This is a genomic window from Rhodovulum sp. P5, from assembly GCF_002079305.1.
GTDB lineage: Bacteria > Pseudomonadota > Alphaproteobacteria > Rhodobacterales > Rhodobacteraceae > Rhodovulum.
Window position 1 is genome coordinate 2435400 of sequence record NZ_CP015039.1, and the last position, 16502, is coordinate 2451901.

12 protein-coding genes are annotated in these 16502 nt (G+C 65.5%); 10 read left to right on the forward strand and 2 right to left on the reverse strand.

Going from position 1 to position 16502, the window contains the following annotated elements:
- Nucleotides 1–125 precede the first annotated feature (125 nt).
- Together RGUI_RS11780 and RGUI_RS22165 are read right to left on the reverse strand one after the other, a co-directional pair.
- A complete protein-coding gene (locus RGUI_RS11780; RefSeq protein WP_081532493.1) occupies nucleotides 126–1772 on the reverse strand; it encodes an IS1634 family transposase in 1647 nt (548 codons plus the stop codon).
- Nucleotides 1773–2070: 298 nt separating this feature from the next.
- Nucleotides 2071–2619, reverse strand: a complete 549-nt coding sequence (locus tag RGUI_RS22165; protein ID WP_253798306.1) for a thermonuclease family protein — start codon at nucleotides 2617–2619, stop codon at nucleotides 2071–2073.
- Between the two features lie 929 nt (nucleotides 2620–3548).
- Here RGUI_RS22165 and RGUI_RS11790 point away from each other — a divergent pair.
- The 10 genes from RGUI_RS11790 (at nucleotide 3549) to RGUI_RS11830 (ending at nucleotide 16488) form a co-directional block, all read left to right on the forward strand.
- The gene (locus tag RGUI_RS11790; protein WP_172841132.1) at nucleotides 3549–4124 is read left to right on the forward strand and encodes an RNA polymerase sigma factor; all 576 of its coding nucleotides are present in this window, start codon (nucleotides 3549–3551) and stop codon (nucleotides 4122–4124) included.
- Nucleotides 4125–4191: 67 nt separating this feature from the next.
- The gene (locus tag RGUI_RS21715) at nucleotides 4192–4770 is read left to right on the forward strand and encodes a hypothetical protein (RefSeq protein WP_172841133.1); all 579 of its coding nucleotides are present in this window, start codon (nucleotides 4192–4194) and stop codon (nucleotides 4768–4770) included.
- Nucleotides 4771–4774: 4 nt separating this feature from the next.
- Nucleotides 4775–5911: a S8 family serine peptidase gene (locus tag RGUI_RS11795; RefSeq protein ID WP_172841134.1), complete on the forward strand. Its 1137-nt coding sequence runs from the start codon at nucleotides 4775–4777 to the stop codon at nucleotides 5909–5911.
- Nucleotides 5912–6072: 161 nt separating this feature from the next.
- Nucleotides 6073–7320, forward strand: a complete 1248-nt coding sequence (locus RGUI_RS11800) for an FAD-binding oxidoreductase (RefSeq protein ID WP_081533244.1) — start codon at nucleotides 6073–6075, stop codon at nucleotides 7318–7320.
- A gap of 86 nt (nucleotides 7321–7406) precedes the next feature.
- On the forward strand, nucleotides 7407–8738 hold the full coding sequence (locus RGUI_RS11805; protein ID WP_081533245.1) for an ATP-binding protein: 1332 nt from the start codon (nucleotides 7407–7409) through the stop codon (nucleotides 8736–8738).
- Nucleotides 8735–9727 (forward strand): HupU protein, encoded by a 993-nt coding sequence (locus RGUI_RS11810; protein ID WP_081533246.1) that lies wholly within the window; start codon nucleotides 8735–8737, stop codon nucleotides 9725–9727. The genes RGUI_RS11805 and RGUI_RS11810 overlap by 4 nt, the downstream gene beginning before the upstream one ends.
- Nucleotides 9724–11151, forward strand: a complete 1428-nt coding sequence (locus RGUI_RS11815; protein WP_081533247.1) for a nickel-dependent hydrogenase large subunit — start codon at nucleotides 9724–9726, stop codon at nucleotides 11149–11151. Before RGUI_RS11810 ends, RGUI_RS11815 begins: the two co-directional genes overlap by 4 nt.
- Entirely contained in the window at nucleotides 11148–13391 is a 2244-nt protein-coding gene (gene hypF, locus RGUI_RS11820) for a carbamoyltransferase HypF (RefSeq protein WP_156882945.1), read from the forward strand. Before RGUI_RS11815 ends, hypF begins: the two co-directional genes overlap by 4 nt.
- Nucleotides 13392–13608: 217 nt before the next feature.
- A complete protein-coding gene (locus tag RGUI_RS11825) occupies nucleotides 13609–14694 on the forward strand; it encodes a hydrogenase small subunit (protein ID WP_081533248.1) in 1086 nt (361 codons plus the stop codon).
- Nucleotides 14695–14697: 3 nt separating this feature from the next.
- A complete protein-coding gene (locus tag RGUI_RS11830) occupies nucleotides 14698–16488 on the forward strand; it encodes a nickel-dependent hydrogenase large subunit (RefSeq protein WP_081533249.1) in 1791 nt (596 codons plus the stop codon).
- The last annotated feature ends 14 nt before the right edge of the window (nucleotides 16489–16502 follow it).

The window sequence follows — 16502 nt, forward strand, 5'->3', positions numbered from 1 at the left end:
AAAAGGGCTGAGCGACAGCTTTTCTCTGTGCGATTCACGCATGCCGCTCAAGTTCACCAGTAAAACGCGTAAGTGATTGATATCGTTATGGCGAGATTGGCCAAAATGTAACTACGCGAGGGTGATCAGGCGGGTTTTGGCAGGTTCAGGGTGTCGAAGAGGTCCAGTTGTTCGGGGGTCGGGGTGGTGAGGCCGTCGAGCTTTCGGTCGGCGATCCGGGCTTCGTGGCGGTGGATGCGCGCGAGCATGTCGAGGGCGGTTCGTGGGCTGGCGTCATGTCCTTTTGCCTTCAGCCGCATGCGCATGACGCGGTAGAGGACGAGGGCGAGAAAGCAGATCAGCGCGTGGGCGCGGATGCGGTCGGGCAGCCGATGGTGGACGGGGGCGATCTCGATATCGGATTTCAGGACGCGGAAGCCGCGTTCGATATCGGCCAGCGACTTGTAGCGGGTCACGGTTGCGGTCGGCGTCAGGTCGGGGGCATTGGTCAGCAGGGCGAGCTTGCCGTCGAAGAGTTCGGCTCGGGCGACGGCGTCTTCGTCGATGCTGTAGCTGAACCGGTCGGCCTGCAGGTCTGCCTTGAGGAACCGGGTCAGTTCGGCCTCGGCCACGGCGCGCGTGAAGCGGCTATAGGCGCCGCGGTCGGAGGCGCGGCGGCCCCGCGCCGTCTGGCCGTCGTCTTGCGCATCGAGCTTGGCGACCATCTTTTCGGCCTGGGCTTCAAGTTCGGCGATGCGGGCGCGACGTCGTTCGGATTGGTCGGCGGCTCGAACGGGATCATGGGCGACGATCAGGCGATGGCCGGCAAAATTGCTTTCCGCCAGGCCGCCTTCGTCGAAGGCAAGGCCCCGAAAGGTCTCGACCAGATCGGCATAGCGACGGGCGGGGACGGCGAGGATGAACTCCAGCTTGCGGTCGTCCTGATCGGCCAGGGCGGTCAGTTCGTCGATGTTTTCAAGGCTGAGCAGGCCACGGTCGGCGACCAGGATGACACGCTGCACGGGAAACCGCTGCAACACCGTCTGCAGCATGCCCTGCAGGGTTTTCGTCTCCCCGACATTGCCGGGGTGGACCGTGTGCATGAGCGGCAGGCCGTCGGCGGTTTGCACGACGCCGAGCACGAATTGCCGGGCGATGCCACCGGTTTCCTTGTTCATGCCATAGGCGCGGAGGTCGTCGTCAACCTCTCCGTCGCCATGGATGCGCACCGTGGTCAGGTCGTAGAAGACCACGGCCAGGTCCCGATCGACCAGCGGACGGATTTGTCTGGCCAGTTCCATCTCGACCCGCTCGGCATGGTCCATCAGCGCATCCATGGCGCGGAGCAGATGTTGATGCGTGACGGTGTCCGGCATCGCGGGCATCGCGACCGTTTCCAGCCAGCGCAGGCAGCCAAGCTTGCTTGTGGGGTCGCACAACCGATTGAACACCATGGCGCGGACCAGCGCCTCCACGTCGACTTTCCGCTTGCCGGAACGCAGCGCACGGCCGAGGGCATGATCGAAACCAAGGTCCTTCCACAACTCGTGCAGGGCAAAGACGTCGCCATAGCTGCGCGCCGCCTCGTAGGTGATCTCGGCCTTCTCGGGCTCGACCCGACCCGCGGCGCGACTGAGCCCCCGGATCAGCGCATCGAGCTGGCCATCCTTCATCCCGTCCACGCGCCCCAGATTGGCCACGACGCGCAGCCGGGGCTTGCCCGCCTCGTTACGGAAGGACTCGACAATCTGCAGATAGCGACGCCCGCCGCTCTCGGTGATGCGCGTGAACATGGCATGCAGGATATCGCACGTTTGGGCGCATTCATAGGGTCTTAAACATCATAACGTGTAACTACACGACTTCGGCCGAACTGCCCACCTCGCGCGCCTTAAGCTATTGAAATCCCATACCTGCGCTGAACGCGCTCACGCAGATTCCCCCGGATTTTGTCGAAGTTCGGATGCCGGCTCTGGGCCGGCTTTGCCAGCGCACTCTCGCTGCACCCGTGAAGTGCCGCGCCTGCACGGTGGGTATTTCGGCTCGGGGCCGTCGTTCGCTGCGGTGTGAAGGAAGGGCTGAGGACGCCTTTCACTTGTGAAATACGCTCATATTTCCGCGCTGTCTTGCGGCGGCTTTCCAGTGCTTCTTTCGCACGCCATCTGGCTCTAGATGAGCATACTTCCCGCCAGAGAACTTTGGCCAGTCGAGGGCCAGCCCCCGCGTGACCATTTCGGCGCTAAGGTCACGACCGTCGGGCAAAAAACAGGTTGCGACGACGCGATCATAAGAGATTTCCGGTTCAATCTCCGCCGTTATGACCCTTCCCTTGCAGAGCTGGACCAGCTCCCACTTGGCCTTCTTGCCCCAAGGGTGATCAAGTTCCGGCGCATCAATGCCCGCAAGCCTCAGTCTGACTTTTCCGATCTGTATCGTGTCGCCGTCGATGACATAGCATTTACCGGTCAGCGTGGACGGGCAGGAGGCGGGCGCTGATGACTGGTCGGCGACACAGGAAACCGACACCGACCGCTGATCTGACGCAGGTGTTGGGACGCTTGGCGCAGGGCGTGGGCGCGCCTGCCGTTTTCGCTGCTTCGCAGCTGCCTTGAACAACGTGCGAATTACCAGTTTCAGCAAAGCAGGCTCCGTTTGCTTTGAGAGGAATATCCCTCAGCGTAGCGGCCAAAGTTCAATCGAGAAAGTGTTAAGAACTGGACGCTTGGTCTCACCCTCCCAATCCGGATGTCGGCCATTGATCGACCGTGTTTCGAAACGCGCATCGCGCTGCGAATTTGGAATCTTGAAGCGCAATAGCCGCAGCACTGTGTCTGGAGCGGATGGCCTGAAGATTGCGGCTATTTCGAACGATCAAGCGAGTTCCGCGCCCTCTAAACTTTCACCCTATGTTCTTCACAATACTAGCCGCTGTCTACGCATTTAATCCTTTTAATTCAGTCTCATACCTAGTCTTGCAAATCCGTGTACACCGGTTCGATTCCGGTACTCGCCTCCATTTACTTTCAATGGAATAATGGTCCGAAAAGTCGTCAACTGCGCGACTAACTAGGGCTGTCCAAACAATCGGCCAACCATTCTGATTGTTCCGTTCTTCAAAGAAGGCGGAACGGCCCGGATGATCCGAGGCAGATGCGGTGCGTGGTCGGGCAGGATAGACGGGCTCATGGCGGCCTGACCGGCGGATACTCATCACTCGCCATGCAAAGGCGTTCCCGCGTCTCGCAGTTTGCCTACCTCACGCCCTCATAAAGGACGCGCGACGTTTGCGGATGGCTGTCTCACTCTTGGCGCAGAACGGATTGGCCCAATGCGGGTATCGGCTGCCGTCTCGGTCCGCGATCCGAAATGGACGGTTCGAGGCCTCAGTGCCGGGCTATGCACAAGGGGGCTCCTCCCTTTCGTCCGATGTCGGAAGAATGACCGTGCCGGCGTGATTTTGCGCCGGGATGGTGTCTTTGCCGCCGCTTCTGCGGTGCCATCACGTCTTTGCAGCGGACGCGCCCATTTCGCATTTGGCAGCCCTTCCTTGCCCGTTCTATCCTCTGCCCATGCGCGCATCTCAACGTCAGGATTCCAACGAAGAACGGCCCGCTGATGCTGTCCTTCTGGCCCGCGTCGCCGAGGGCGACATGGCGGCGATGAAGGCGCTCTATATGGCCCATGCCGACGCGGTGACCCGGTTCGTGCGGTCCCGCGTGCGTGACGAGGCCGAGGTCGCCGATATCGTGCAGGACACGATGCTGACCGTCTGGCATGCCGCGGCCGGGTTCCAGGGGCGCTCCACCGTTCTGTCATGGATATTGTCGATGGCGCGGAACAAGACCGTGGATCACATCCGCAAGCAAGCCCGCGTGACCCTTGGTGCCCCGGATGAGGAGATCCCCGACAGCGACCCCGACCCTGAAGCGGCACTGGGTGCGGTGCAGGATGCCGCCCGCCTGCGCGCCTGCGTGGAGGCCCTGCCGGAGCGGCAGCGGGCCGTCGTGCACCTCGCCTATTACGAAGACATGACCCTGGGTGAGATCGCCGGCATTGAATCCGTCCCCGAGGGCACCGTCAAAAGCCGGATCTACCACGCCAAGCAATTGCTGCTCCGCTGCCTGTCGCGGGATGGCCAGACATGATTTTGAACCTTTCGCCCGCTCGCACGACCAACCTTCACGAGCACCGAAACCCGCGATGGAGGCGAGAATGGACCGGCCCGACGGACTGAGTGAAGAGATGCTGCTGGCCCATCTGCGCGGTGAGGCGGGCCCCGAAGACGCCGCAAGGATCGAAGCGGCCGCCGCGGACGATCCAGCCTTGCGGGCTGAACTGGCGCTGATGGGCGGGCTGAAGGGCGCGCTGGCGACGGCGAGTGACGGGCCCGATACCCGCGAATTCGGATGGCGGCGGCTTGAGAAGGAGCTTTCCAGAACATCTCGGCCCGCGCCGGGGCGGACGCATCTTTGGCGCATCGCCGCAGTCTTCCTCGGCGCGCTGGTTCTGGGGCAGGGCACCTATATCGCACTGACGCAGGGGCCGAACAACGCCCCGGTCTTCCGCACGGTGTCAGAGCATGCGGCGGACTTCGGTTTGGGTGTGGGGTTCGTGGACTCCGCGCCCATGGGCGATGTCCAGACCCTGCTGCGCGAGAGCGGCGCCCGCATCGTGGACGGGCCCGGCGCACTCGGGCTGTACCGTCTTGCATTTGAGAGCGCGGAGGCGCGCGATGCGGCCCGCGCGATGCTGGCGGCGTCTCCGCTCGTCGATCTGGTGGCGGAGGAGTAAGACCATGCGCCTTTTGTCCCTTGTCCTGCTTCTGTTGATCGTCGCCTCCTGCACACCGACCGGCCAGCCCGGCGGGCCGGTCACCCGTGGGTCTGCCCCGGCCGTGGTGGACCCGCAGGAACTGATCGTCCTGACGGCACAGGCCCCCGCGACGCTGATCGCCAGGGCCGAGGCCCGCGGCTACACCCTGCGCGATGTCTTTCCGCTGCGCGATCTGGATGACACGCTTGTCGTGTTCGGCATTCCCGACGGAACCACGATCCCCGAGGCCATTGCCGAGATCGAGGCTGCCGTGCCGGGTGTGACGGCGGGGGCGCATCACGTCTACAGGTTGCAGGCCGATGCAACGCGCAGCCGGGACTATGCCGCCCGGATGATCGGCTGGCCGTCCGGTGGGTGCCGCGCGCGGGTCCGGGTGGGCCTGCTCGATGCCGGGGTGACGGCCGACCATCCGGGTCTGAGCGACGGGCGCATCCGGCAGGAAACCTTCACCGGCAGAACCGCGCCACCGGTCACCGATCACGGCACGCGCATGGCGGACCTGCTGATCGGGCCGAACCGTCTGCGCGGCACGACGCTTTTCAGCGCCAATGTCATCGATCCGGGCCTTGGTGCGGGCGATGCCGCCGGGGTGGTGTCGGTCCTGCGCGGGATGGACTGGCTGGCGGCGAACGGCGTGGACGTGGTGAACATCAGCCTTGCCGGACCGCGCAACAAGCTGATGAACCGCGCGATGGGGCGCGCCGCTGCCGATGGGATGGTGCTGGTCGCCGCTGTCGGCAATCTTGGCCGCGGGGCGCCGCCGCAATACCCGGCGGCTTTCCCCTTCGCCCTTGCGGTGACAGCCGTCGGCCCCGATGGCGCCATCTATCGAAAGGCCGTCCGGGGGGACCATGTCGACATCGCCGCGCCCGGGGTCGACATCCTGCTGACGACCGGCGGCCGAATGGTCGTGGCCAGCGGCACATCGATGGCCGCCCCCTTCGTCACCGGCGTCGTGGCCGCGGACCCGGGCCTTGCCCGGTTGAACGTGGACGCGCTGCGCGCCGAACTCGGCCGCCGTGCAGAGGATCTTGGGGCGGTCGGCCGCGACCCTGTCTTTGGCGCGGGCCTGCTGCGCGCGCCGTCGGAATGCCGATGACCCGCGCCACGGATGGTCCGGAAGCAAGCGTCGCCGACCGCGCCAAATCATCGGGCGCGGGCCTCGGATCCGGTCGTGCTTTCCCGCCCCTTGGCCGGTCTGGTTTGGCCCAACCGACCGGGTTATGCACGATGTGACAGGGGATTGGAGAGTCGCACGGTATGGCCGATTTCGACATTGCCATCGCCGGTGCCGGCATCGTGGGCACCAGTGCGGCGCTTTGGGCGCGGATGCGCGGGCACAAGGTTCTGCTGGCCGATCCCAACCCGCCGGGGTCGGGGGCAAGCTCCGGCAATGCCTGTACGCTTGCGACCTATGCGTGCCAGCCGCTCAACGATCCATCGGTGATCCGCGACCTTCCGCGCCTGATGTTTGATCGCGACAGCCCGCTTGCCGTCTCTTATCTCCATGCCCTTCGCCATCCGCTGTGGATGATGTCCTTCCTGGCCAACTGCACGACGCGGCCGTCGCGCCGGATTGCCGGGCATCTGGCCGGGCTTCTCGCCCATGCGGATGCGGGGCTGGACCCGTTGATTGCCGCGGCCGGCGCCGAGGATCTGCTCGTTTCCCGTGGGCAGTTGTCGGTCTGGTCGACCCGCGATGGCGCGAAGGAGGTGGACGCGGCACGCGATCTTCGCCGGCGGTTCGGTATCCCTTGCGAAGACCTCACCGGTGAAGAGGCAAGGTCGCTGGAACCGGGGCTTGCCGTTCCGGTCGCGCGGGCCTTGTTCCATCCAGCCGCCCGCCACATCCGCGACCCCGAGGCGCTTGTCCGGCGGATGCATGCACGCTTTGCCGAACTGGGCGGTTCGACACGCAAGGCCCGGGTATCGGCGGTCCGCGCCGATCGGGACGGCGTCGATGTGACCCTTGGGTCGGAAACCGTGCGCGCCGGACATGTCGTCATCGCCGCGGGCGCGTTTTCAGGGCGCATCGCCGGGGCGGGCACCGCTGGCCTGCCGCTCGGCACGGAACGCGGCTATCACCTGATGTTCGAGGGCGACGGTCACAGGCTGACCCGCCCCGTGGGCTGGGGCGAGGGCGGGTTCTACGCGGTGCCGATGGCGCGCGGTCTGCGGCTGGCGGGAACGGTCGAAATCGCCGGTCTTGATGCACCGGAGAACCCCGGCCGCCTTGCCTATCTCGCCCGCCGTGGGGCCGAGTTGTTCGGCGACCTGCCAGAGCCCGACGACCACTGGCTGGGCTTTCGGCCGACGATGCCGGATTCCCTGCCGGTGATCGGCTATGGTGCCACGTCGCGGCGGGTCATCCACGCCTTTGGCCATCAGCATCTGGGCCTGACGCTTGGCGGGATCACCGGCCGGATCGTTGCGGACCTTGTGGAAGGGCGGCCGCCGGGGATCGACCTTGATGCCTTTCGCCCGGACCGGCGCTATGTCCCGTTCTGAACGCGCATTTCCGTGCATCGACGCTTGCCCGCGAATTCCTTTGCAGAGCAGCGGATCACCGGTATGCTCGCCTAGAAGGAGATAGGATGGCCAAGGAACTCACCTTGAATACCAAGGCATCGACCGGCGACTTGTCGGATACGGTCTGGGCCGATGTCCTTGCCGCCGTCGACCGGACCTATGCCGATCTGGTCCTCTATCAGGAACGTCTTGAAAAGAAGAATGCCGAGTTGGAGACGATGCGCTCGTTTCTCGGCTCGATCCTGTCGTCGGTGTCCGATGTGCTGATCGTGGTGTCGCGAAGCGGCCTGGTCGAGGAGGTCTCTGCCTCTTTCCCCGCCGCAGTCGGCAAGCCGCGCGCGGCCTTTGCGGGATGCCTGGTCGAGACGCTGTTCAAGCCATCGGATCGGGAGATGCTGTCGGCGGCCATGGCGCGCGCCGCGATGAACCGCATGCCCGAAACGATCGAGGTCAGCCTGGAGACGTCGGGCAATGACACGCCGCTGGAATTGTCGATCAGTGCACGTCTGGACGACCGGGGACGGGTCACCGGCCATGTCCTGACCGGCCGGCCGTTGGGGGAGTTGCGCAAGGCCTATGCGGAACTGGAAGACAGCCATAACGAGTTGAAGGCGGCGCAGGCGCTTCTGGTGCGCAACGAAAAACTCGCATCCCTCGGCCGGCTTCTGGCCGGTGTGGCGCATGAGCTGAACAACCCGATCAGCTTTGTCTACGCCAACACCCATGCGCTGGAGCGCTATGCCTCCAAGTTCGAGACCTATTTCGAACGGGTACAGGCCGGGGCCTCGCGGGAGGAGTTGATCCGTCTGCGCGAAGAACTCCGCCTCGACCGGGAGGTCGGCAATCTGAGGGAGGCCGTGGCAGGCGCGCGGGACGGGGCGGAACGGGTGCGCGATATCGTTGAAGACCTGCGGCGGCTGTCGGCGGACGGCACCGGAGAGATGACCCCCTTCGATCTGGTAGAGACGGCGAAAGTGGCCGCAAGCTGGGTGGTGCGCGGGGCCAAGCATGATGTCGAGATCGCCTTTTCCGGCGAAGACTGTATCCCCGTCAGCGGTCGACCCGGCCATGTGCAGCAGGTGGTGATGAACCTTGTCCAGAATGCCCTTGATGCGGTGGCCGGGCAGCCGGCCGGCCGGATCGAGGTCGGCGCGCGGGTCGAGGGCGCACGCGCGATCCTGTCGGTCTCGGACAACGGCCCCGGTGTCCCGCCGGATCTGCGCCAGTCGATCTTCGATCCGTTCTTCACCACCAAGGCCGTCGGCAAGGGCACCGGTCTGGGCCTTGCCATCAGCCACAAGATCGCCGAGGAGCATGGCGGCGCCTTGCGGCTTTGCCGCTGCGATGACGGCGCGTGTTTCTGTGTCGACCTGCCATTTGCCGGAGCCTGCCCATGAATGTTCTTTGGCTTCAGACCTCGGGCTGCGGCGGTTGCACGATGTCGGTGCTTTGTGCGGATGCGCCCAACTTTTTCGACCTTCTGGACAATGCCGGTGTGCGCATCCTCTGGCATCCGGCCCTGTCGGTTGAAAGTGGCGAAGAGGTGATCGCATTGCTGGAGCGGATCGTGCGGGGCGATGTTCCGCTTGATGTGCTGTGCGTTGAGGGTGCGATTGCCCGGGGGCCGCGCGGTACCGGCCGGTACCAGATGCTGTCGGGCACCGGGCGGTCGATGTTCGACTGGGCCTTGGAACTGGCCCCCCTGGCCCAGCATGTGGTTGCCGTGGGCAGTTGTGCAGCGTTCGGCGGCGTGTCCTCGGCCGGGGGCAACCCCTCCGATGCCGCCGGGCTGCAATATGAGGGCAGTCATGCCGGGGGCATCCTGCCCCCCGAATTTCGCGGGCGCGCAGGGCTGCCGGTGGTCAATGTCGCGGGCTGCCCGACCCATCCGGACTGGGTCACCGAGACGCTGATGCTGCTGGCCTCTGACGCGCTTGGGCCAACGGATCTGGACGCTCTGGCCCGGCCGCGCTTTTATGCCGAACACCTCGTCCATCACGGCTGCCCCAAGAATGAGTTCTACGAATACAAGGCCAGCGCCACCCGCCTGTGCGAGATCGGCTGCATGATGGAACATCTGGGTTGCGTCGGCACGCAGGCGGTAGGCGATTGCAATATCCGGCCCTGGAACGGGTCGGGCAGTTGCACCCGGGCGGGATATCCCTGCATCTCCTGCACCGCGCCGGAGTTTGAGGAACCCAAGCACGCCTTTACCGAAACGCCGAAGGTCGCCGGCATCCCGGTCGGTCTGCCCTCCGACATGCCCAAGGCATGGTTCATGGCGCTGGCCTCCCTGTCCAAGGCCGCAACCCCCGAACGGTTATCGAAGAACGCCGTCGCCGACCGGGTCGAGATCCTGCCAAGCCCAAGGAAACCAAGGGGATGAGCGGGACGAGACTGGTTGTCGGGCCGTTCAACCGGGTCGAGGGCGATCTGGAGGTTTCTCTGGATATCGACGACGGCGCGGTGCAAAGCGCCCGCGTCAACGCCCCCCTCTATCGCGGGTTCGAGACGATGCTGATGGGCCGGCCCCCGTCGGACGCACTGACCCTGACCCCGCGCATCTGCGGTATCTGTTCGATCAGCCAGTCTTCGGCGGCGGTGCACGCCCTGGCGGCGGCGGGCGGTCACCGGCCCGCACCGCAGGGGGCCGCGATGGCGGCGCTGATCCACGCGGTCGAGAATGCCGCGGATCACCTGGCGCATTTCAACCTGTTCTTCATGCCGGATTTCACCCGCCCCTGCTATGCGGACCGACCGTGGTATGACCGTACCGTCGAGCGGTTCAAGGCACTGGAAGGCGCCGCCCCGAAACAGGGCATCGAGGCCCGGACGGCGCTGATGCATATCCTTGGCCTGCTGGCGGGCAAGTGGCCCCACACGCTGGCGATCCAGCCGGGCGGCGTGACCCGCGCGCCGGGACCGCGCGACAAGGTGCGGATCATGGCCAGCCTGACAGCGTTCCGCCGGTTTCTGGAAGGCGTCGTCTTCGGCGGGTCGCTGGAAGAGTTCGCGGCGATAGAGACCCCCGATGCCCTGATGGCGTGGGACACGGGCGATGTCGGGTTGTTCCTGCGGATCGCGGCCGATCTGGATCTTGACGCGCTGGGCCGCGGCTCTGGCCGCTATCTGTCCTTCGGGGCCTACCCAATGTCCAGCGGTCACGGCTTTGACCCGGGGCTGTGGGCAGAGGGACGGCTTGACCCTCTCGACCTTTCCGGGTTGGTGGAGGATCTGTCCCACGCCTGGATGCTGGGAGAGACCAGCCATCCGGCAACGGGCCAGACCCTGCCCGACGAAGAGATGCGCGCCGAGGCGTATACCTGGTGCAAGGCCCCCCGGCTGAATGGGCAGACCTATGAGGTCGGCGCAATCGCCCGGCAGGTGGTCGATGGTCATCCCCTTGCACGGGCACTGGCCGGGGGCGGGGTGCTGGCCCGGGTCGCAGGTCGCCTTCTGGAACTGGCCCGCACCCAGGGTTTGATGGAGGATCTTGCCCGAGGTATCGAACCCGGGGCCGCCTTCATGGACCCGGCGCCGGATGTGCAGAGCGGTACGGGGGCCGGGCTGGTAGAGGCCGCGCGCGGCGCGCTGGGCCACTGGGTGCGGGTGCAGGACGGCCGCATCGCGTGCTATCAGATCATCGCGCCGACAACGTGGAACTTCTCGCCCCGCGATGCCAGAGACGTGCCCGGCCCGTTGGAGACGGCCCTGGTGGGCACGCCGGTCGCCGAGGGGGAAACCACGCCCGTCGCCGTTCAGCATATCGTGCGCAGCTTCGACCCTTGCATGGTCTGCACCGTCCATTGACGGACGGGCGCGCGATCCGTGTGCGCGGACAGGTGCAGGGCGTGGGCTTTCGTCCCTTCGTCTGGCAACTTGCGCAACGGTTCGGTGTGCGGGGGGAGGTTCTGAACGATCCGGAGGGCGTGCTGATCCGCGCCGCCGGGGGCGATCTGGCCGGGTTTCAGGCCGCCCTGTCCGATGAGGCCCCGCCGCTGGCGCGGGTCGACCGTGTCGAGGTTGCGCCGTTCCGGTTCGCGGATGTCCCGCAGGGCTTCGTCATCGCCCCCAGCGCCGGTATGGGCGCCGAAACCCGGGTCACCCCCGACGCGGCGACCTGCGCGGCCTGTATTGACGAGGTGCAAGGGACGGGGCGCCGCCACGGCTATGCCTTCACCAACTGCACCCATTGCGGGCCACGCTTTACCATCTTGCGGGGCCTGCCCTATGACCGGGCGCAGACCACGATGGCCCCGTTCGCTATGTGCCCGGCCTGCGCGGCGGAATATGGCGATCCCGCCGACCGCCGCTTTCATGCCCAGCCCATCGCTTGCCCGGACTGCGGCCCCCGTCTTTGGCTGGAACGGGAGGGCCAGACGGTTCCGGGGGATCCCATCGCTGAAACCGCGCGCCTGCTGGCAGAGGGCAGGATCGTCGCGGTCAAGGGGCTGGGCGGGTTCCATCTGGCCTGTGATGCCACCGACCCGGCGGCCATCGCAAACTTGCGGCATCGCAAGCGGCGCCCGGCCAAGCCCTTCGCCCTGATGGCGCCCTTGACCCTGATCCGCTGCCATGCCGCCCTTGGTTTGGCAGAGGAAGAGCTGCTGCAAGACCCTGCCGCGCCTGTCGTATTGTTGCCCAAGGCGGGCACGCCGTTGCCCGAGGCGCTGGCCCCCGGTCAGGGAACACTGGGTTGGATGCTGCCCTATACGCCGCTTCACCACCTGGTGCTGGAGGCGGTGGGGCGCCCGCTGGTCATGACCTCGGGCAACCTGTCGGGCGAACCCCAGGTGATCGGCAATGACGAGGCGCGGGACAAGCTTGGGGCGTTCGCCGATGCCTTCCTGTTCCACGACCGCGATATCGCCCGTCGGCTGGATGACAGCGTGGAGCGCGCGGCCCCCCGCATGGTTCTGCGTCGCGCCCGCGGCCGGGTGCCGGGCACGCTGCCGCTGCCGCCGGGCTTTGACGATGCGCCGCAGGTTCTGGCGCTGGGCGGGCAGATGAAATCGGCGATCTGCCTGATCAAGAACGGGCAGGCGCTGCTATCGCACCACTTGGGCGAACTTGACGAGGCCCTGACATGGGAGGAGTTCCTGAAGGCCATCGACGACTTTGCCGACCTGTTCGATCATCGCCCCGTGCGTGTCGCCTGCGACGCCCATCCCGGCTATCGCGCCACGCAGCATGCGCACGGGATGGGTCTGCCAGTCGAGGAGATCCAGCATCACCATGCCCATCTGGCCAGTTGCCTGGCCGAAAACGGATGGCCGCGCGACGGTGGGCCGGTCGCGGGGATCGTGCTGGATGGCACCGGATATGGTTCGGATGGCACGGTGTGGGGTGGGGAGCTGCTGTTGGGCGACTATGATGGCGTCACCCGCATTGCCCATCTGACCCCGGCGCCACTGGTCGGCGGCGACGCCGCCGCGCGGGAGCCGTGGCGCAACCTGCTGGTCCGGCTGGATGCCGCGGGGCTGTCCGATCTGGCCGACCGGCTGTTCCCCGGTCTGCCCCGGCAGGCGGTGCGCAGTGCCGCGCGGGCTGGGCTGAACGCACCGGCATGCAGTTCCGCCGGGCGGCTCTTCGACGCGGTTGCCGCGGCCTTGGGCCTGTGCCCCGCGCGCCAAAGCTATGAGGGGGAGGCCGCCATGCGGTTGGAGGCGTTGGCGACCGACCCGGCGGATCGCCCCTATCCGTTCGACCATACGGGTGACCAGATCGACCCCGCACCGATGTTCCACGCATTGGCCACGGACCTTGCCGCGGGGACCGAAGCGGCCGTGATCTCGGCCCGGTTTCACGCGGGTCTGGCCGCGGCCTTCGCCACCCATGCGCGCGATCTGGTCGCGACCGGTCAGGCCGCGGCCGTGGTGCTGTCGGGCGGCTGTTTTCAGAATGCCCGCCTGTTGACCGACTGCCTGACCGCGCTGGAGGCTGTGCCGGTCCTGACCCACCGGGAAACCCCTGCGAATGATGGCGGCCTTGCGCTGGGCCAGGCCGTGATCGCCGCGGCGCGTCATATTTCCCGAACGGAAGCAAGCTGACCGCCCGCCGCGGGCAATGGCAACCGCCTGACCGGCAGAGATTAAGGACGCCGGCGCGAAAATGCACTTTTCCCATTGATTGCAAAAAGAAAAATACCGGACCCGTGGCAGGTCTCTTTTCCTTTGCGCAGACCCATGTCGCCCTGCTTGCATACGCTGGGATACTGAAACTGCCGCGCGCCCGATGGGCGACCGGCCCTGCCAAGGGAGGACCGACTTGTCCGAAATCGAAACCTTCTATGAAGTCATGCGCCGTCAGGGGATCACCCGGCGCAGCTTCATGAAATACTGCTCGCTCACAGCGGCGGCGCTGGGCCTTGGTCCCAGCTTCGTGCCGAAGATCGCCCATGCGATGGAAACCAAGCCGCGCACGCCGGTGATCTGGGTGCACGGGCTGGAATGCACCTGCTGTTCGGAAAGCTTCATCCGCTCCGCCCATCCGCTGGCCAAGGATGTCGTGCTGTCGATGATCAGCCTTGACTACGACGACACGCTGATGGCCGCCGCCGGCCATGCGGCCGAGGCCGCGCTGGAAGACACGATCGAGAAATACAAGGGCAACTATATCCTCGCGGTCGAGGGCAACCCGCCGCTGAACGAAGACGGCATGTTCTGCATCATCGGCGGCAAGCCCTTTGTCGAACAGCTGCGCCATGCCGCGAAAGACGCCAAGGCGATCATCAGCTGGGGGGCGTGTGCCTCTTACGGCTGCGTGCAGGCCGCGGCCCCGAACCCCACGGCGGCCACGCCGGTTCACAAGGTCATCACCGACAAGCCGATCATCAAGGTTCCCGGCTGCCCGCCGATTGCCGAGGTGATGACCGGCGTCATCACCTACATGCTGACCTTCGACCGGCTGCCCGATCTTGACCGGCAGGGCCGGCCGAAGATGTTCTATTCCCAGCGGATCCACGACAAGTGCTATCGCCGCCCGCATTTCGACGCGGGCCAGTTCGTCGAGAACTGGGACGACGACTATGCGCGCAAGGGCTATTGCCTGTACAAGATGGGCTGCAAGGGGCCGACCACCTACAACGCCTGTTCCACCGTGCGCTGGAACGAGGGCGTCAGCTTCCCGATCCAGTCGGGCCATGGCTGCATCGGCTGTTCCGAGGACGGGTTCTGGGATCAGGGATCGTTCTATGACCGCCTGACCACGGTCAAGCAGTTCGGCGTGGAAGCCACCGCCGACCAGGTCGGCTTTGCCGCTGCCGGTGCGGTGGGCGCGGGGATCGCCGCCCATATCGCCGCCAGTGCCCTGAAAAGCGCCCAGCGCAAGCGCCAAGAGAAAGAGGAGGTCTGATAGATGACCGTAACTCCGAACGGTTTCGACCTCGACAATTCCGGCAAGCGCATCGTCGTCGACCCGGTGACCCGGATCGAGGGGCACATGCGCTGCGAGGTCAACGTGGATGAGGAAGGCATCATCCGTAACGCGGTCAGCACCGGCACGATGTGGCGCGGTCTGGAAGTGATCCTGAAGGGCCGCGACCCGCGCGATGCCTGGGCGTTCACCGAAAGAATCTGCGGCGTCTGCACCGGCACCCATGCCCTGACATCCGTCCGCGCGGTCGAGGATGCGCTGGGGATCACCATCCCCGAAAACGCGAACTCGATCCGCAACATCATGCAGTTGAACCTGCAGATCCACGACCACATCGTGCATTTCTACCACCTGCACGCACTCGACTGGGTGAACCCGGTCAACGCGCTGAAGGCCGATCCGAAGGCGACGAGCGAGTTGCAACAGGCCGTCAGCCCGAGCCACCCGCTGTCGAGCCCCGGCTATTTCCGTGACGTGCAGAACCGGCTGAAGAAGTTCGTGGAATCCGGGCAACTGGGTCTGTTCAAGAACGGTTATTGGGACAACCCGGCCTATCTGCTGCCGCCCGAGGCCGATCTGATGGCCACGACCCATTATCTGGAGGCGCTGGACCTGCAGAAAGAGGTCGTGAAGATCCACACGATCTTCGGCGGCAAGAACCCGCATCCGAACTGGCTGGTCGGCGGCGTGCCCTGCCCGATCAACCTGAACGGCACGGGCGCTGTCGGCGCGATCAACATGGAGCGGCTGAACATGGTCAGCTCCATCATCGATCAGTGCATCACCTTCGTGAACAACGTCTACATCCCGGATGTGAAGGCCATCGGCGGGTTCTACAAGAACTGGCTGTATGGTGGCGGGCTGTCATCCCAAGCCTGTTTGGCCTATGGCGACATTCCCGAACATCCCAACGATTTCTCGGCCGAGCAGTTGCACCTGCCCCGCGGCGCGATCATCAACGGCAACCTCAACGAGGTTCTGGATGTCGATCCGCGCGATCCCGAACAGGTGCAGGAATTCGTGGACCATTCGTGGTACACCTATGGCGAGCCGGGCAAGGGCCTGCATCCGTGGGACGGCGTGACCGAGCCGAACTACGAACTTGGGCCCAACGCCAAGGGCACCAAGACCGCCATCGAGGAGCTGGACGAGGCCGCGAAATATTCGTGGATCAAGGCGCCGCGCTGGAAAGGTCACGCGATGGAGGTCGGGCCGCTCGCCCGCTACATCATCGGCTATGCCAAGGGGCACGAAGACATCAAGGGCCAGGTCGAGGGCTTCCTTGGTGATATGGACCTGCCGGTCGATGCGTTGTTCTCCACCCTTGGGCGCACCGCCGCCCGCGCTTTGGAGGCGGAATACTGCACCCGCCTGCAAAAGCACTTCTTCGACAAGCTCATCACCACCTGCAAGAACGGCGATGAATCCACCGCCCATGTCGACAAGTGGGAGCCGAAGAAGTGGCCGAAAGAGGCCAAGGGCGTCGGCATGACCGAGGCGCCGCGCGGCGCGCTGGGCCACTGGATCAAGATCAAGGACACCCGCATCGAGAATTATCAATGCGTCGTGCCGACCACCTGGAACGGGTCTCCACGCGACACGGCGGGCAATATCGGTGCGTTTGAGGCGAGCCTCATGAACACCAAGATGGAACGGCCCGAGGAGCCGGTCGAAATCCTGCGCACGCTGCACAGCTTCGACCCGTGCCTTGCCTGTTCCACCCACGTGATGTCGCCCGATGGCGACGAGTTGACCACGGTCAAGGTGCGCTGAGGGAGGAGACACCG